The organism is Sinomonas sp. G460-2 (genome assembly GCF_047759905.1).
GTDB lineage: Bacteria > Actinomycetota > Actinomycetes > Actinomycetales > Micrococcaceae > Sinomonas.
Genome location: NZ_JBKZWT010000058.1, coordinates 1 through 17,205, shown reverse-complemented (window position 1 = coordinate 17,205; position 17,205 = coordinate 1). Strand labels below are relative to the sequence as shown.

The following is a 17,205-nucleotide window of genomic DNA, read 5'->3' as shown; positions in this document are numbered from 1 at the left end:
GGCCTGTCCTCCTTCGGTTGCGGCTTCTTCTCGGGTGGGGTGGCACGGGGCATGGGGCTGCCCTGCGTGCGGGCGCTCACGCTCAGAGCAGGATGGAGACCTTCACCGAGCCGCCCACAGGATTGCCCACGAGGCTGATCGCGTCCAGGAACTGCTCGAGCGGGAACTGGTGGCTGCAGATTTCCGCCATGGGCAGCTTTCCGTCCTGGAGCAGCTTGAGCGCGGCTGGCCAGCAGTGTGGCCCGAGGTGGGCGCCGAGGACGTTGAGCTCCTTGTCGTCGCCGATGATCGACCAGTCGACGGTCGCCTCGGACCGGAACACCGAGTACTCGACGTACGTCCCGAGCTTGCGCAGGATGTTCAGGCCCTGCGACACCGCCGAGGGGTGGCCAGTGGCCTCGAGGTAGACGTCTGCGCCGTACCCGTCGGTCAGGTCCCTGACTCGCTGGATCGCGTCCTCGGACGCGATGTTGATGGTCACGTCCGCGCCGCACTTTCGCGCGAGCGCGAGCTTCTCATCCGACATGTCGAGCGCGACGACCGTCATCGGGTTCTTCGCGCGGGCTCCGGCGATCATTCCCAGGCCGATCGGGCCGCAGCCGGCCACCACCGCGACGTCCTCGAACTGGATGCCGGCCCGCTCCACGGCGTGCAGGGCGCACGAGAGGGGCTCGGCGAACGCCGCGTGGTGCGCCGGGAGGTCCGCCGGGGCCACGTGGGTGCGCGCCCTCGCGGACACCAGAACGTAGTCGGCCATCGCGCCGTCGAACCCGCGGAAGCCGAACATCTCGTGGGGCGCGCACATCCAGTACTGGCCGCGCTGGCAGAACCGGCATTCCCCGCACGGCACGATCTGCTCGCACACGATCCGCGTGCCGATCGAGACCCCGCGGCGCTCGAGGGCGGCGTCGCCCCCGGCCACGACGATCCCGACGAACTCGTGTCCCGGCGTGATCCCCTTCTGCGTGTACGCCGGCCGATGCTCGTCGCCCCAGAACTTGGCGGCGCCGTGATAGCACTTGACGTCGCTCGCGCAGACGCCCACGGCCTCGACCTTCATCAGCAGCTCGTCCGGGCCGGGCGTGGGGACTGGGCGCTCCTCGAGCCGGTAGTCGTTGGGCCCATTGCAGACGACGGCGCGCATGGCGGTGGGCAGGGCGGCTTCGGTGCTCGCTCCCTGGGCAAGGCTGGTCACTGGTTGCTCCTGTTCGTTCGGGCTCACCCGGCGGATTGCTGCGGGTGCAGGCTCTGGGGACGGGCGACGACGACATTGACACCGCGGGAGCTGAGCCGCCGGATGTCCTCCTGGCTGGTCTTGGCGTCCACGATGACGGCATCGAATTCGGCAAGGGGCGCCAAGGCGTAGAGTGCCCGTTTGGTGAATTTTGTGTGGTCTGCGAGGAGGATCCGCGTGGCCGAGCTCTCGAACATGGCCCGCTTGACCTCGACCGTGGCCTGGTTCTGGAAGAAGCAGACGTCATCGATGATCGCCGCCGTGGACATCACGAAGACGTCCGCGCGGAGCTTCCTGATGGCGTCTGTGGTCATGCTGCCCATGAACGCGCTGCACCAGTTGAAGTAGGCGCCCCCGATGGCCACGAGCGAGATGCCGCGGGTGTCCTTGAGCTCCTCCATGATGGTCAGCACGTTGGTCAGGACGGTCAGTGGCGTTCTGCTTCCGAGCAGCTTGGTCAGCTGGAGGACGGTCGTGGAATCGTCGACGAACACGGCCTGGCCCGCCTCGATGAAGTCGAGCGCCGCTCTGGCGATGTCCGCCTTCTCTTCCTGCTGCTGGCCGGTGCGGTAGACGTCGCTCGATTCGACCAGACTCGAGGAGAGCGCCGTCGCCACACCCCTGGACTTCCGTACCAGCCCCCGGGCCTCGAGTTCGTCGAGATCCCGGTGGATGGTCATCTGGCTCGTGCCGAATCGCTCCGCCAGCTGGTCGATGCGTACTGCCCCCTCCGCCATGACCATTTCGGATATGGCCCGTTGGCGCTCCTGCTGCCGGGTCGAACGGCCCGGCGAGCCGATTCCCTCGTCCATCGTGGCTCCCTCCTGATGATGATCTTCTGTGCAGTTACACGAACGCCTCGGCCGCTTCGTCGATGACCGCAGACAAGGCGTTCACCTCGTGCGCAAAGCGTCCCAGGAACAGCCCGTCGACTCCTTCTGCGAGCCGGGTCAGGAGGCCTGGCCCGGCGCTTCCGCCGTAGATCACCGATCCTTGAGGGTAGCGGCCATCGGAAGCAAGCCACTGCCGGAGGCGCCGTGTCACGGGCAGGATATGTCCGGCATCCGCAGGAGCTTCGGCACCGATGGCCCACACGGGCTCATAGGCGACGACGATGCTCCCTTCTCCCGCCACGGAGTCGGCCAGGGCTGCGGCCAGCTGCTCCACGCACGCTTCAGCCGCGGTGTCCGCGGGCCCTTCCTCGGTCTCACCCACACAGATGACGGGGACCAGACCGTTCCTGAAGGCCGCCTGCGTCTTGGCCTTGATGACCTCGTCCGTCTCGCCGAACAGGCGGCGGCGCTCCGCGTGCCCGACCTCCACGTAGGTGCATCCCACTTCCCGGAGGCTCGTCCCGCTGACTTCGCCTGTGTAGGCCCCCCAATCATCCCAGTGGAGGTCCTGCGCTCCGGTCTTCACGGGAGTTCCCTCGAAGATGCCCTCGACGTGCGCCAGAGACGGGAAGCTCGGCATGATGAACAGCGAGACGGCTCCGCGCTGGATCGCCGGATGTGTGGTGGCGAGCTCTGCGACCTGCCGGCACCAGTCAAGTGTCTGCAGGTGGCCGAAGTAGAGCTTGAGGCTGATGCCGAGCAGGGCTGGCCGGGGGCGTCCGTTCGTCAGGTCCGGGGCCATGGGACCACCACCGGCAGCTTCTCAGGCACCGCGATCGGCCTCGTAGTCGTTCATGAGCTGGACCTTGGCGGCGGACGGCGATGACTCGTCGAACCGGTAGGTCAGCCATTCCCGGGCGAGCCTGCGGGCGAGTTCCAAGCCGATCACCCGCTGGCCGAAGGTCAGGACCTGGGCGTTGTTGCTCAGCACGGAGCGCTCGACCGAGTAGCTGTCGTGAGCCGTGACGGCCCGGATCCCCTCGACCTTGTTGGCGGCGATCGCGACGCCAAGGCCCGTGCCGCAGACCAGGAGGGCGCGGTCCGCCTTCCCCGCCGCAATGAGTTCGGCAGCGCCGATGGCAATGGTGGGGTACGGGGTCTTCCCGTCCACGTCGACGCCCACGTCGATGACCGATTCGACGAGGTCGTTTCCCTCGAGGTCCTTCTTGAGGATGTCCTTGTAGGCCAGTCCGGCATCGTCGCTTCCCACGACGATGCGCAGCTTCTCAGTCACTGATTTTCTCCTTTGCGCTGATGCGTGTACCGACGGTGCTGATGATCATGGCCATGGACATCGCGCCGGGATCCGGCGTGCCGAGGCTCTTCTCGGCGAGCGGCCGGGCTCGGCCCATCTTCGGGACCAGGGTGGCGGTGGCTTCCGCCGAGGCCCTTGCAACTTCTCCTGCGGCCGCCCAGGCCTCGGCGAGCGAGCTCCCCCTGGCCACGGCCTTCTCGAGCGCGACCGCGAAAGGGACGAGTGTGTCTACGAGAGTCTTGTCGCCGAGCTGGGCCTTGCCGAACTCCATGATCTTGGCGGCACCGTCGCTCACGCCCCGGGACACCGCTTCGGCGGTGGGCCGCTCCTGGTCCCCGAGGCGGCCACCGATGGTGGCCAGCAGCATTCCCCAGAGGGCCCCGGAGGTGCCTCCGGCCTTGTCGGCCCAGGCGTCGCCCGCGCGCGAAAGCAGGGTTCCCGCACCGGCGCCTCGGCCCACGGCTTCCCGGCCGGCCTTCGCCGCGGCGGTCGCGCCGCGCTGCATGCCGATCCCGTGGTCTCCGTCGCCGGCGATGGAATCGAGCCGTCCGAGATCATCGACGTTCGCATCGATCACCTCGCGCACCGCCTCGAGCAGTTCCTGGACGACGGCGGCCGCGGACCGGGATTCCGCTGTCGAGGTCGGGAGCTCGTCCTCGGTGCCCAGCGAGCGCTCTGGCGCCCACGCGCCGTCGTCCGTTTCTTCGACCGCGCCCTTCCGAAACGCCGGGGTGCTCGCGGCGGCCTTCCAGTAGCGTTCGAGGTCCCCGTCGAGCCACATGAGGGTGAGCGAGATGCCGGCCATCTGGAAGCTCGTGACCATCTCGCCGATCTCGGGTTCGACGATGGTCACTCCAGCTTCATCGAGGAGCTCCGCGACCCGCTTGTAGACGACGAAGAGTTCTTCGGATTTGACCGAGCCCAGCCCGTTGAGGATGAGCGCCACGCGGCTTCCCTCGGGGCCATCGGCCGCTTCGGAGAGCAGCCAGCGGACCAGCAGTTCGGCGGCCTGATCGGCGCTGGGGAGATCTTCTTCGCCGATACCCGGCTCGCCGTGGATCCCCATCCCGACCGCCATCTTCCCCTCGGGAATGGTGAAGAGGGGCTCGGCAGACCCAGGGAGCGTGCAGCCGGAGAAGGCGATGCCGAACGAGCGGGTCCGGCTGTTGGCGCGTGAGGCCACGTCGACGACCTCGTCGAGGATGCGTCCTTCGTCCGCCGCCGCGCCGGCCACCTTGAAGACCGCGAGGTCGCCCGCGATGCCGCGGCGCTTGTGGGCCTCGTCGGCACGTGCGCTGGAGATGTCGTCGGTGACGGCCACTGTGGCGGTGCGGATGCCCTCGCCGTTGAGCCGGTCCTGGGCCTGGTTGAAGTTGAGGACGTCCCCGGCGTAGTTGCCGTACGTGAGGAGGACGCCGCCGCCGGATTCGGCGGCCTTCGCCACTGAGTAGACCTGCTGGGCCGAGGGCGAGGCGAAGATGTTCCCCATCGCCGCGCCGTGCGCAAGTCCCGGCCCGACCAGCCCGGCGAAGGCCGGGTAGTGCCCCGAGCCGCCGCCGATGATGACGGCGACGGTGCCGGGCTTAGACGCCGTCGAACGCGCTACTCCGCCCGGGACCTTTCGGACCCAGCGCGGGTAGGCGGCGATGAATCCGGCGGTCAGTTCGTCGGCGAAGTCCGACGGATCGTTGAAGAGATAAGCCATGAGGACGGTCTCCTTGACCAGGGTGGGCCGCCGGTCCTCGTCACCGACGGCCCACGGCGAGGCGGTTACTGCGAGAGGGTGAAGGGGCCCGTGTACTTGGCGATGTTGTCCTTGTTCACGAGCGTGCAGTCGAAGGCCTGCTTCTCCGTGTCTGCGCCCGTCTTGCCGTTCTTGATGAGCGAGTCGGCCTCGTCTACGGCCTTCTTCGCGAAGGAGACGACCGGCTGCAGGACGGTGTAGGCGAGCTCGCCTGCCTTCACGGAGTCGGCGGCGTCCGGGGCGCCGTCGAAGCCGCCGACCTTGACGGTTGCGAGCTTGCCGGCCTCCTTGAGGGCCGCTATGGCGCCGAGGGCCATCTGGTCGTTGCCTGCGAGCACGCCCTGGATGTCCGGGTGGGCCTGGAGCATGGTCTGCATCTTGTCGTGGCCCTGCTTCTGGTCCCAGTTCGCCACCTCGGAGGCCACGAGCTGCAGGTCGGGAACCTGTGAGAGGACCGTCGCGTAGCCGTTGGACCGCGTCGCCGCGTTGTTGTCCGAGGGAGCTCCCTTGAGCTCGACGTACTTGCCCTTGCTGCCCATGGCCTTGACGAATTCCTGGGCGCCGAGCGCTGCGCCCTGGGCGTTGTTCGAGACGAGCTGGCCCTTGGCGAGGCCCTGCTGGTTGATCTCGGCATTGATGGTGAAGACCGGGATGCCGGCGTTGACGGCCTTCTGGACGGCGCCGACGGAGCCGTCCGCGTTCGCCGGGTCGAGGAGGATCGCCGCCGACTTGTTCGTGATGGCGGCGTCGATGAGATCGCTCTCAGTCTTCGTATCGCCCTTGTGGCTCGTCACGGTGACCTGGTAGCCGAGCTTCTCGCCCTCGGCTTTGGCAGCCGAACCCTCGGTGCTCCAGTACGGGTTGGCAGGGTCGTTGACGATCACGGTGAGGAGCTTGTTGCCCGAGCCCCCGGAGGCCGAGCCGCCTGAGCTCTGGCCTGAGGAGCCTCCGCATGCGGAGAGGGCGAAGATGGCCACGCCGGCGACGACGGCGACTGCAGCCTTGCGGAACATAGTGATCCCTTTCATGGAGCTATCGGTGTTCTTGGTAAGGGTTGGCGACTTGATGAAGGGTGGTGACTTGGTGAAGGGTGAGGCGTGGTGGCTAGGCGGGAGACGAGGCGGTTGCGCTCTTGACGCCCTTGCTGGGATCCGTGCTCTGGCCGCCAGGGGGCGTGGTCGCCTTGACGCGCTTCGAGCGGCGCTCGATGCGGTTGAGCATGACCGCGACGACGATGACGGCGCCCTTGAAGACCATCTGCCAGTACTCGGAGACCCCGACGATCACGAGTCCGTCCGAGAGGAAGCCGATGACGAACGCGCCCAGGAGCACGCCGCGGATGTTGCCGCGCCCTCCGGAGAGCGCGGCTCCGCCGATGACGACGGCGGCGATCGCCGTGAGCTCGAAGGAGTTGCCCGACGTCGGGTTCGCCGAGGTCAGCTCGGAGGAAACGATCACGCCGGCGATCGCGGCGCAGATGCCCGAGATGACGTAGATGCGGACCTTGACCTTCTTCACCGGGATGCCGGAGAGCTCGGCAGCGCGCTCGTTGCCGCCGGAGGCGTAGAGCCAGCGGCCGAACGGGCTCCGGCTCAGGACTACGGCCGCGACCGCCGCGATGACGATCATGAACAGGACCCCGATCGGGATGCCGAGGATCCTGTTGAAGCCGAACCAGTCGAACCCGGTGTTGCCGAGCGCTGCCTCGCCGCGGAGGTTGGGGTAGGTGAGGCCGCCCGTGATGAGGAGCGCGGCACCCCGCACCACGTAGAGGGTGCCCAGCGTGGCGACGAAGGGGGCCACTCCGAAACGCGAGACGAGCGCGCCGTTGATCCAGCCGACGAGCGCGCCCACCGCAACGGCGACGATGACGCTCACCCACGCCGCGGGGTAGAACGCGATTCCGATGGCCGGGATCTTCACGCCCTGCAGCAGGAAGCCCGCGATGACCCCGGAGAGGCCGACGGTTGATCCGACGGAGAGGTCGATGCCTCCGTTGAGGATGACCATGAGCATCCCGACCGCCAGGATCGCGAAGATCGCGACGTGGGAGGACATGGTGAGGAGGTTCTCGACCGTGAAGTAGTTGGGCGAAAGGATGGAGAAGGCCACGACGATCACGATCAGGGCGATGAAGGCCCGGCCTTCGAGGAGCAGCCGGGGGATGTCCAGGCCGCCGCTGAAACGGGCGGACTTCGAGATGCCCGCGGGAGCTGACTTGGTGCTCATGTCTAGTGTCCGTTCGTGGTGGATGCGGTGGCGGATTCTCCGGACGCCGCCATGACCTGCTCTTTGGTGGCGGTCGTGGCGTCGAACTCGGCGGAGATCCTGCCCTTGCTCATGACGATTACCCGGTTGGCGACGCCGAAGCATTCGTTGACCTCGGAGGTCGAGTAGAGGACCGCGAGGCCCTTCCCGGCGAGCTCGCTCAGGAGGTTGAAGACTTCGGTCTTCGCACCGATGTCGATCCCGCGGCTCGGTTCGTCGAGCAGGATGACTTTGGGGTTCGTGGCGAGCATCTTGCCGATCACGACCTTCTGCTGGTTGCCGCCGCTGAGGGAACCGATCGATGCCCACGGGCCCGCGGTCTTCACGCGGACGTCCTGGATGCCCTGCCGCACAAGCTTCCCCTCGGCCGAGGGAGACATGAGGACGCCCTTGACGAAGCTCCCGATGCTCGCGAGGGAGAGGTTCCTGCCCACGGACATGGTCTGGACGAGGCCGTCACGCTGCCGGTCCTCGGGGACGAGCGTGAGGCCCCACTTGATGCGTTCGGCGATGGTCATGCCCGCAAGGTCCCGGCCATGCACGGTGATGCGGCCGCCGACCAGGGGCCCGCGGCCCGCAGCCGCCTCGAGCAGCTCCGTGCGCCCGGCGCCCATGAGCCCGTAGATGCACACGATCTCGCCCGCACGGACGTTGATGGAGATGCCATTCACGGCGAGCCGCTCGGGATTGGCGGGATCGGCGACCTTGACGCCGTCGATCTCCAGGGCGGTCTCTCCGAACTCGACGTCCGGCGGGCTGCCGAGGTCGAAGTTCCGCCCGACCATGTTGCCGACGATCCAGTCGAGGCTGACATCCTTCGTCTCCGCCTGAGCCACGATCTCGCCGTCCCGCAGCACCACCGCGTGGTCGCAGATCTCCATCGCCTCTTCGAGGTGGTGCGAGATGTAGACGATCGACACGCCGTCGGACGTGAGGTCACGGATGACCTTGAAGAGAACCTCGACCTCCGCGGCGCTCAGGGCCGACGTCGGCTCGTCCATGATGAGAATCCGGGCCTCGGTGGAGAGCGCGCGGGCGATCTCGACGATCTGCTGCTGGCCGAGGCGGAGATCGGCTACGAGCGTCTCGGGGTGGATGCGCTCCTCGAGCCGCTCCATGAGCCGCTCGACCACCTCGGACTCGGCCTTGTAGTCAACAGAACCGGCCTTGGTGAGGATTTCGCGTCCCATGAAGATGTTGTCCCGGACGCTGAGGTTGGGGCAGAGGCTGAGCTCCTGGTGGATGATCGAGATCCCTCGGTCACGAGCCTCGACCGTGTTGGCGAATTCCACCGGCTCTCCGCGCAGTTCGAGGCTTCCCGTCGTCGGGCTCTCGATGCCGGAGAGGATCTTCATGAGGGTGGACTTGCCGGCCCCGTTCTCCCCGAAGAGGCCCACGACCCTTCCCACGAGCACCTCGAAGTCGACGCCCTTGAGGGCGTGCGTGCCGCCGTAGCGCTTTGTGACGTTGTGGGCCTGGAGGATGGCGTTGCCCGTGAGGGTGGCGTTTTCGGCGCTCATCACTTCACATCGATCTTCACGGGGGTGACGACGAACGACGTCGGGCTCACCAGCTGGAACGCGCCCACCACCGAGAGCTGCTTGCCCTCGAGGGTCGCCTTGTCCACGTTCTTCAGGACGAGCTGCTTGACCTGGTTGTTGAGCTCGGCACCGACGTTCTGGTAGTCGATCTGGTTCTTGAACTGCGAGAACTCGACCTTGCCCGTGGCATCGCGGATAGCCGTGCCGTTGACCGCGGGGCCGACCTGCACAAAGACCTTGACATCAGCGGGCAGGCCTGGAACCGCGACCTGTACGAGGCCGCTGTCCAGCGGCTTGGCCGCCGTGCCGGTGAACTTCACCGAGAAGACCGGCGCGGACGATCCGGAGACCACGCCGTACTGCTTCGCGGCCGCGGCCTGATCGGCCTTGATGGCCGTGGCCACCGTGGTCAGGTCCGTGGCCCGCTTCTCGATGTCGGGTGAGATCTCCGACTGGTACTTCTCCTGGGCGTAGGAGGCGGGGCTGAAGGTGCCCGGCGCCGCTTCCGTGGCCTGGCTGCCGAAGAGGAATTTCGTGTTGGCGATCATCAGCACGAGCAGGACGAGCAGGATCGCGGGGATGACGAGCTTCTTCGGCTCGATCCTCGGGGATCTGCCCTGGGGCGTGCGCGGAGGCGCAGCTGCGGCGTTCAACATCTCCACCCTTCAGCTCAGAGGACTATGGACTCGGTGGCGTTCGGCCGGATCTGCAGCTTGCGGCCCGTGCCCTTGCGGAACATGTCGAGCGCTTCGCTGTAGTCGTCGAGGGCGAACGCGTGGCTGATCATCGGCCGGCTCTCGATGGCACCGGCCTCGAACATCTCGACCGCGCGGCCGAACGTGTTCAGGACGGCCATGGTGCCCACGATGTTCAGTTCGTCCCGGTAGACCCGGAACGGCGAGTAGTTGGCCTTGGCTTCGGCCGGCGCGACGCCGAAGTGCTGGAAGGTGCCCCCGGCCTTGACGCGGGGCAGCCCGTCCTCGATCGCCCGGATCACGCCCGTGCAGTCGATCACGACGTCCCACTGGTCGCGGTCGGCGTCGTTCGCACTCCCGAGCACGTTTTCGATGCCCACTTCGCGGGCGGCCTCGAGCCGCTTCTCGTTGAGGTCCACGATCGTGACGCTCGCGGCCCCCGCGCGCGGGGCGAGCTGGGCCATGAGGAGGCCCATGGTCCCGGAGCCGTAGACCAAGTAGTGCTCGCCCATCTTGCGCGGCAGGATGTCGTAGCCTCGGATCGCGCAGGCGAGCGGCTCGATGAGCGCGGCCTGGTGGAGGTCCGTCTCCGGCCGCAGCTTGTACACGTTGCCCACGGGTGCCTTGAGGTACTGGGCCGCCGCGCCGTCGCTCGCGACCACGCCAAGGCCGTTCCACTCGCGGCACAAGTTGCCCTTGCCGTTGAGGCAGAATTCGCACTCGCCGCAGGTCGTGCTGGGGTTGACGGCTACGTGGTCGCCGACCGCGAACTTGGTCGCCTCCGAGCCGACGGCGACGACCGTGCCGGAAGCCTCATGGCCCGGGATCAGGGGAAAGACGGTGCCCTCGAACTCGCCGTCGAACACGTGGGTGTCCGTGCCGCAGATGCCCACGGCCGCAACCTCGATGACCACCTCCTTCGGACCCGGAGTGGGATCGGGCAGCTCCGTTAGTGCGAGCTTCCCCGGCTCTTCGAAAACAATTGCGCGCATCTGCGTCGACGCTCCTGTCAGGCTCAGCAGGGCGGCAGTGGCCCTTGCTGTCGTGCTCGATCGATTGGTGGGAACCCCTGGCCTGATGTGCAGCCGACCTCTTCGTGTTAGCTGTCTGTTATTTTGTGGCCAGTTTGCGTTACAAACCCAAAGTATATGTGATCCCAACCACTGTCAAGACGTCACGTAAGCATCCAATGATTCCCTCAGAAACCCGACCAAAGGCGCTTCTACTCGAGAAGATTCTCGACGATCCCTGCCCGACCTGATATAACATTTCACGTGACAACGACCGATGACGCCTCAAGATCACACGAACCGCCCACATCGGACGCCGGGAAGGCGACGCGGAAGCCGCTCGTCGCCGTCGTCGGCTCGGTCAACACGGACATCCTGCTCGCCGTCGATTCCCTCCCCCTGCCGGGGCAAACAGTCTTGGCCAACTCTTCGACGGCACAGGCTGGAGGAAAAGGGGCGAATCAAGCCGTCGCCGCGGCGAGGCTCGGGGCGAGAGTCGCGTTCATAGGCGCTGTGGGCCAAGACGCATATGCGAGCCTTGCCCTCATGGGCCTGCGCGAAGCCGGCGTGGACGTCGGCGGCGTCGCCGTGGTCCCGGGGGAGACCGGCATGGCGTTCGTCGCCGTCGACCGCAATGGCGAAAACTCGATCATTGTCTCCCGAGGCGCCAACGCGCGGGTCGATCGAGCGATGGTGCTCCAGCACCGGGATCTCCTGGACGACGCGGCGGTACTCGTGCTACAGGGCGAGGTGCCCGCGGAGGCGGCTGCCGCCGCGGCGCAGGCAAGCCCGGCAAGGCTCGTGCTGAACCTCGCTCCCGTCATTCCGCTCGACCCGGCCGTGCTTCGCCGGGGAGACCCGCTGATCGTCAACGAGCATGAGGGGCGGCTCGCCCTGGAGATGCTGGGGGCCTCGGGCGGCGAGGGCCCGGCAGCGGACGAATCGGTGGTAGCGGCTCTCGTCGGCCAGGGAATCCGGTCGGTGGTCATGACCCGAGGAGCCCGGGGCGCGCTCGTGTCCCAAGGGACCTCCCTCGTCGGCGTTGAGGCTCCCCCGGTCGATGCCCTCGACACCACCGGGGCTGGAGATGCCTTCGTGGGCGCGCTCAGCGCCCGAATCGCCGAGGGCGATTCCCTCGAGGACGCCGTGAGACTGGCCGTCCGCGTCGGCGCCTTTGCTGTGCAACGCCCCGGCGCCCAGTCGTCCTACCCGTACACAACCGACCGACTCCCCGGAGGAACTTCGTGAAGAAGCACGGAATCCTGAACCCGGATCTCAACGCCGGTCTGGCGCGCCTGGGCCACGGAGATCTCGTCGTCATCGCCGACTGCGGCCTCCCCCTGCCGCTGGGCGCCCCCATCGTCGATCTCGCCCTCACCATGGGTGTCCCCGACTTCGCCCAGGTGCTCGACGCCGTGCTCGGCGAACTCGTCGTCGATTCCTGCGTGGTGGCGAGCGAGTGCCTGGGGACCAAGCCCGACGAATGGGTCCGCAGCCGCATCGGCGCCGTCGAATCGGTGCCGCACGAAGAGTTCAAACTGCTCACGCCGAGGGCCAAGCTGATCGTGCGTTCCGGCGAGGCGACGCCGTACGCCAATGTCGCGCTTCGATGCGGAGTCCCCTTCTAGCAGGTCGGTCCAGGACGGGTCTGAGCCGTCGGCTCCGGTAGGTTGGCGTACATGGACGGACAGATCGGACAGTGTGTGTCACCGCACTGGCGGGCGCGGGGCCGATGCCGACCCTGATGCGGGTCAAGGAGCACGTCCGGCCGCCCTGGCTCGACGGGCCCAGCACCAACAGGTCCATCTGACATCGCCGTCGACGGGCTCGAGCCGGTTCAGGACGGGCGCGGTGCGCCTCGTCACCAGGCGCCTTGCGATCCAAGAAGTGACCTCTGCAGTTCTTCGGCCAAGCAATCGCGGGGCTCAGTCGAGTTCGCGGCCCCTGCCCTCGGGCGTCGCCCTCACGGCCACCGCGGCCGCGGCAAGGATCGCGACCCAGAACACCCCGATGAGCCACACGGTCCCGCCGCCCGCGAGGCTCAGCCCCGCGACGATCATCGGCGTGAACCCAGCCCCGAGCATCGCCGCTCCCTGATAGGCGAGGGATGCGCCCGTATACCGGTTTCTGGTGGGGAACTGCTCCGCGACGTATGCCGCGATCGGCCCGTAGAGGAAGCCCTGCACGAGCCCGTTGCCCAGCACGATCGCGAGCCCGAAGCCCCACAGCGTTCCGTCGGTCATGAGCCACAGCATGGGGTACGCGAGCACCGCCCCGAGGATGGAGGCCCCGATGAGCACGCGCCTGCGCCCGATCCGGTCGCTCAGCCGCGCCGAGTAGAAGCAGACGACGAGCGTCAGCACGGCCGCGGCCGCCTTGATGTTCAGGACGCCGTTCTTGTCGGCGCCGCTCTCGACGGCGACGGAAACGCCCCACACCGTCGTCATGGCCTGGCACACGTAGAACGCGGTCGTTGCGGCAAGTCCGAGCAGCACGGCCCGGGGGTGGTTGCGGAGCACGTCGACGAGCGGGGTCTTGCGCTGCTCGCCCGCGGCGTCGAGCCGCCGGAAGGCGGGCGTCTCGGAGACCTTGAGGCGGATCACGAGGCCGACGGCGATGAGCAGAGCGCTGAGCAGGAATGGCACCCGCCAGCCCCACACGAGGAAGTCCTTGCCCGAGACCGCTGCGAAGAGCGAGAGCCCGAGCGTCCCGAGGACCGCGCCGGCCGGTCCGCCTGCGTTGGCGAAGGCTGCGGCGAATCCGCGCCGGGACGCCGGCGCATGCTCGACGGCCATCAGCGCGGCTCCGCCCCATTCCCCGCCCACGGCGACGCCCTGAACGAGCCGCAGCACGACCAAGGTGATGGGTGCGGCGATGCCGGCCTGCGCCGTCGTCGGCAGTAGCCCGATCGCCGCGGTGCCGAAGCCCATGATGAGCATCGAGAGCACGAGCATCCTCTTGCGGCCCAGGCGGTCGCCGAAGTGTCCGAAGACGACTCCGCCGAGCGGCCGCGCGACGTACCCGACCGCGAGCGTCGCGAACGAGGCGAAGAGCGCGAAGCCGGGGCCGAGGTTCGCGAAGAACACCTTGTCGAACACGAGCGACGCGGCGGTCGCGTACAGCATGAAGTCGTAGTACTCGATCGCGCTTCCGATGAAGGACGAGCCGAGGATCCGGCGCATGTCCTTCGTGTTGAGCGAGGTCTGCGCGTTCGCGTCGAGCTTGGTGGAGGTCATGGCGTCTCCTGTAGGTGGCTCTCAGCGCTGAGGGCCGAAGGGGATGGTGTCGAGGTCTCGCGGGAGGACGAAGCGGCCCGAGAAGTGGTCGGCCGCCTCCTCCCAGACTCGGCTTGGCGCGTGGCCCGGAACGAGGTGGTGCAGGGCGAGCTGGCGTGCGCCCGCGGCCTCTGCTGCCTTGGCGGCCCCGCGGACGCCCGTGTGCGATTTGTAGTGGTGGTCGCGCGCGGCTCGGGACGCGTCGTCGGTCTTGTCGCCGTAGAGCTGCTCGACCCACTCGAAGTCGATCGCTTCGTGGAGCAGGAGGTCCGTGCCCTGCGCGAGCGTCACGAGGTTCTGGGTGAAGCACGTGTCCCCGGAGATCGTCACGGAGCCTTCCGCGGTGTCGAAGCGGAACGCGTACGCGGGCGCGATCGGTGGGTGCTCCACGAGGATGGTGGTGACCGTCACGAGCTCGTCGCGGTAGACCTCGAAGGGCGCCATCGCGGGGGTGGGGTTGTCGTTGGGGTGGTAGCCAATCCCGTCCGGGAGCCTGATGTCCTCGGCGCGGAAGACGTCGAGCGGGCTCGGCTTGAGGCTGTCGAGGATGCGGTCGTTGAGGTCCGTGGCGTGCGCGGCCATGAGCGCCTCGAACGTCCGCTTTGTGCCGGGGGTCGGGTTGGCGGGCGCGAGCGGGGTAGGGACGACGACGGCGCGCGGCGAGACCGGGGGCAGCTCACCGCGGCTGCCGGGGCCGATGATGCGCACGGGGTCCGTGCGGTCCTGGAGGGCGTAGAGGCCGAATATGCCGAGGCCCGCGAGGTCGTAGACGTGGTCCGAATGCAGGTGCGTGATGAACAGGGCCCGGAAGTTCGCGAGGTCGAGCCCGGCCTGCGCCATCCGTCGCCCTGCCCCCTGCCCGCAGTCCACGAGGTAGAACGCGTCGCCGACAACGACAGCCGTCGCGATTCCCGTCCGCTCGCCGGAGTCGGCGGCGGCCCACCAGCGGGGACCGCCGGCCGTGCCGAGGGTGACGACGTGCGGGGCGAGGCGCGAGGCCATGGAAACTCCTTCGGTTCTTGACAGGATTCCAGTCTGGTGCGCCCCACCTCATTTGTATAATCAATCAATCTGAGGATCCTGATCAGGAGAGCTTATGCCGGAATTCACGCTGCGCCAGCTCGAATACTTCGTCGCGGTACTCGACGCGGGTTCCGTGACCGAGGCGGCCAAGCGCAGCAGCATTTCCCAGGCGGCGGCGTCGATGGCCGTCGGGCAGCTCGAGCGCGCGCTCGGCGTGGACCTCTTCCTGCGCACGCGCTCCAAGCGGGTCGTCCCGACAGTCGCGGGACATGCCCTCGGCGTGCGGGCGAGGCGGGTTCTCGCCGAGACGTCCGAGATACCCGGGGCCGTCCGCAGAGGCTTTGAGGAGCTGGCGGGGAGGGTGACGGTCGGGTGCATGATCGCGATCAGCCCGCGGCTCATGCCGCGGCTGATCGCGGAGCTGGGCCGCCGCTGGCCTGATATCGAGCTCGAATTCGTCGAGGGAGCGGCCGAGGAGCTTCAGGTGGCGGTCGCCGGAGGTGAGCTCGACGCGGCGTTCGTGTACTCGCTCCAGTCGGTGCCCGGCGTCGACCTCTTGCCGATCGCCGAGTCCCGGCCGCATTTCCTGCTCTCCGTGGACCATCCGCTTGCCGGCGCGGGGTCGCTGCGCTTCGCCGACCTCGCGGACCAGGACGCCGTCCTCTTCGACGTCCCGCCGAGTGCCGAGCGCGTCCTCGCGATGTTCCAGTCGGCCGGTGTCGAGCCGCGGGTGCGCTGGCGGAGTGTTGTGGCCGAGACGATCCGGGGCCTCGTGGCGAGTGGCCGGGCCTACAGCGTCACGAACGTGTGGCGCGGCGTCGAGCACCTGTTCGCGGCGTCCGGAGTCGCGCTCGTGCCCGTCGCCGACGACGTTCCCGCCAACGGCGTCGTGGCGGCCGTCGCTCCCGGCGCCCGGCGCCCGAGGCGCGTCGACGCCGTCATCGACGCGGCCCGCGGCCTCGCCACCGCCACGACGGCTGAAGGCCGACCCTGAACAAGAGGCCGGCGCTCGGCCGCGGACTCCGCGTCTCGGACGCGGGAGTCGACTCGCGGGGTCCCGGTGCTGGCGCAGGGCATGCACCTGAAGGCCAGGGTTCGGTGTCGGCTCGACGGTCTGCCCCGCCGGCCAGCACGCGGCGAACCTGGTCCCGAGATTGGGCTGGACACAGGGAGCATCATCACGCCAGGTACGCGGTGCCGGGCGCGGTCCCTGGTGCCCAGCACGTTCTAGGTGCCGTCAGTGCCTGGTTTCGTTCAGGACGTCGACGACGGCCCCGACACGGAAGTTCACGTAGTCGTCGAAGTCGAATCCCCTGTAGCCGAGGATCTTGCCGTCGGTCTTGAGCCGCTCCATGTCGATCAGGATGACTCCCAGGGTGGGAACGATCTTCTCCCGCCACACGAACAGGTACAGCCCGTCGGCGATCTTGATGTAGTGGCATCTGTCGGTGTCGGCGAGGCCGGATTCGGCGCCCTGCAGGCAGTGCCAGGTGTAGAAGTCCTGGTTGAGGTAGATGTGTTCGTAAACCTCATGGGGGCTGTAGCGGTAGCGGTTCCGGAGCCCGAGCAGGTCCTTTGTGGGCCCATGCGGCACGCCGCCTGCGAGTCCGTCGATCGTGCCGTGGAGGATCTCGACGCGCACTCCCGTGAGATCCGATCCGGCGCGGGCCTTTTCGAGGGCGGCGACGGAGGCCTCCTCTGCGTTGGGCAGGTAGCCGGCGACGAGGGTCGCCTGTCCTCCTGCGGTGTCGAGGACAAGGCTGAGCGATTCCTTGACAGCGCCTCCGACCAGGAAGTCCAGGAGGTACACCCCGGCGCGGATCGAGGTGACCCGTGCCTGGGCCTCCCGGCCATCCCAGGCCACGGTCGAATCGCCGGACACGGTGCACTCGTGCACCCGGTCGCCGGGGAACCGCAGGGTCAGCGAGCTGCCGCCCAGTCCGGCGTTCTCTTCGAGGGCGTTGCTGTCCGAGGCGAACTCCTCTCCGAGTGCGCCGACGGGGATGAATTCTGGGGTGGTCGTCAAATCGGTTCCTTTCGTTGGTCTGGAATCGCGGTCCGGGATGGGTCGCGTCTGCTGCCCGTGCTGTTCTTCTTGGGTCTTCTTGGGGTCTGTCACGGGCAGCCGGGTGGCTGCCCGCCTCAGCTCGCTGCCGCCCGATTGGTCGAAGGCTGCAACGACGGCCGCCTGATGTGGGCGCGTCCACGTCCGATCCGCGTCAGGCGCCCTGGCCCGTACCTGTCGGCGCGGACAGCCGAACCCGGCG

16 protein-coding genes are annotated in these 17,205 nt (G+C 67.9%); 3 read left to right on the top strand and 13 right to left on the bottom strand.

Translation table 11 applies throughout. The features are described from left to right. Positions 1-82: 82 nt before the first annotated feature. From ACLN58_RS08335 to ACLN58_RS08290, 10 genes are all read right to left on the bottom strand, one after another. On the bottom strand, positions 83-1,195 hold the full coding sequence (locus ACLN58_RS08335) for a zinc-binding dehydrogenase (RefSeq protein WP_415854802.1): 1,113 nt from the start codon (positions 1,193-1,195) through the stop codon (positions 83-85). 23 nt (positions 1,196-1,218) lie between these two features. Continuing rightward, positions 1,219-2,046, bottom strand: coding sequence for a DeoR/GlpR family DNA-binding transcription regulator (locus ACLN58_RS08330; protein WP_415854801.1), 828 nt, complete (start codon positions 2,044-2,046; stop codon positions 1,219-1,221). Positions 2,047-2,080: 34 nt separating this feature from the next. Then, positions 2,081-2,869, bottom strand: coding sequence for a triose-phosphate isomerase family protein (locus ACLN58_RS08325; RefSeq protein ID WP_415854800.1), 789 nt, complete (start codon positions 2,867-2,869; stop codon positions 2,081-2,083). 21 nt (positions 2,870-2,890) lie between these two features. Next, on the bottom strand, positions 2,891-3,361 hold the full coding sequence (locus ACLN58_RS08320) for a ribose-5-phosphate isomerase (RefSeq protein WP_415854799.1): 471 nt from the start codon (positions 3,359-3,361) through the stop codon (positions 2,891-2,893). After that, positions 3,354-5,087 (bottom strand): dihydroxyacetone kinase family protein, encoded by a 1,734-nt coding sequence (locus ACLN58_RS08315; protein ID WP_415854798.1) that lies wholly within the window; start codon positions 5,085-5,087, stop codon positions 3,354-3,356. Before ACLN58_RS08315 ends, ACLN58_RS08320 begins: the two co-directional genes overlap by 8 nt. A 65-nt stretch (positions 5,088-5,152) precedes the next feature. Beyond that, positions 5,153-6,154 (bottom strand): D-ribose ABC transporter substrate-binding protein, encoded by a 1,002-nt coding sequence (locus ACLN58_RS08310; RefSeq protein WP_415854797.1) that lies wholly within the window; start codon positions 6,152-6,154, stop codon positions 5,153-5,155. Positions 6,155-6,230: 76 nt separating this feature from the next. Further along, positions 6,231-7,355 carry an ABC transporter permease gene (locus tag ACLN58_RS08305; protein WP_415854796.1) on the bottom strand — a complete coding sequence of 375 codons (1,125 nt, stop codon included), beginning with the start codon at positions 7,353-7,355 and terminating at the stop codon, positions 6,231-6,233. Between the two features lie 2 nt (positions 7,356-7,357). Beyond that, positions 7,358-8,914, bottom strand: coding sequence for a sugar ABC transporter ATP-binding protein (locus ACLN58_RS08300; RefSeq protein WP_415854795.1), 1,557 nt, complete (start codon positions 8,912-8,914; stop codon positions 7,358-7,360). Next, positions 8,914-9,591, bottom strand: a complete 678-nt coding sequence (locus ACLN58_RS08295; RefSeq protein ID WP_415854794.1) for a DUF2291 family protein — start codon at positions 9,589-9,591, stop codon at positions 8,914-8,916. The genes ACLN58_RS08300 and ACLN58_RS08295 overlap by 1 nt, the downstream gene beginning before the upstream one ends. A 14-nt stretch (positions 9,592-9,605) precedes the next feature. Continuing rightward, a complete protein-coding gene (locus ACLN58_RS08290; RefSeq protein WP_415854793.1) occupies positions 9,606-10,622 on the bottom strand; it encodes a zinc-dependent alcohol dehydrogenase family protein in 1,017 nt (338 codons plus the stop codon). Positions 10,623-10,904: 282 nt separating this feature from the next. Here ACLN58_RS08290 and ACLN58_RS08285 point away from each other — a divergent pair, with 282 nt between their 5' ends. Beyond that, entirely contained in the window at positions 10,905-11,888 is a 984-nt protein-coding gene (locus ACLN58_RS08285) for a ribokinase (RefSeq protein WP_415854792.1), read from the top strand. Continuing rightward, positions 11,885-12,268 carry a D-ribose pyranase gene (rbsD, locus tag ACLN58_RS08280; RefSeq protein ID WP_415854791.1) on the top strand — a complete coding sequence of 128 codons (384 nt, stop codon included), beginning with the start codon at positions 11,885-11,887 and terminating at the stop codon, positions 12,266-12,268. Before ACLN58_RS08285 ends, rbsD begins: the two co-directional genes overlap by 4 nt. A 297-nt stretch (positions 12,269-12,565) precedes the next feature. Here rbsD and ACLN58_RS08275 read toward each other — a convergent pair whose 3' ends face one another. Beyond that, positions 12,566-13,876 carry an MFS transporter gene (locus ACLN58_RS08275; protein ID WP_415854790.1) on the bottom strand — a complete coding sequence of 437 codons (1,311 nt, stop codon included), beginning with the start codon at positions 13,874-13,876 and terminating at the stop codon, positions 12,566-12,568. Positions 13,877-13,897: 21 nt separating this feature from the next. Then, the gene (locus tag ACLN58_RS08270; protein WP_415854789.1) at positions 13,898-14,917 is read right to left on the bottom strand and encodes an MBL fold metallo-hydrolase; all 1,020 of its coding nucleotides are present in this window, start codon (positions 14,915-14,917) and stop codon (positions 13,898-13,900) included. A 94-nt stretch (positions 14,918-15,011) separates the two neighbouring features. Between ACLN58_RS08270 and ACLN58_RS08265 the strand changes: the two genes are divergently transcribed. Then, the gene (locus ACLN58_RS08265) at positions 15,012-15,932 is read left to right on the top strand and encodes a LysR family transcriptional regulator (RefSeq protein ID WP_415854788.1); all 921 of its coding nucleotides are present in this window, start codon (positions 15,012-15,014) and stop codon (positions 15,930-15,932) included. Positions 15,933-16,175: 243 nt separating this feature from the next. Here ACLN58_RS08265 and ACLN58_RS08260 read toward each other — a convergent pair whose 3' ends face one another. Continuing rightward, positions 16,176-16,964: a MoaF C-terminal domain-containing protein gene (locus ACLN58_RS08260; RefSeq protein WP_415854787.1), complete on the bottom strand. Its 789-nt coding sequence runs from the start codon at positions 16,962-16,964 to the stop codon at positions 16,176-16,178. Positions 16,965-17,205 lie beyond the last annotated feature (241 nt).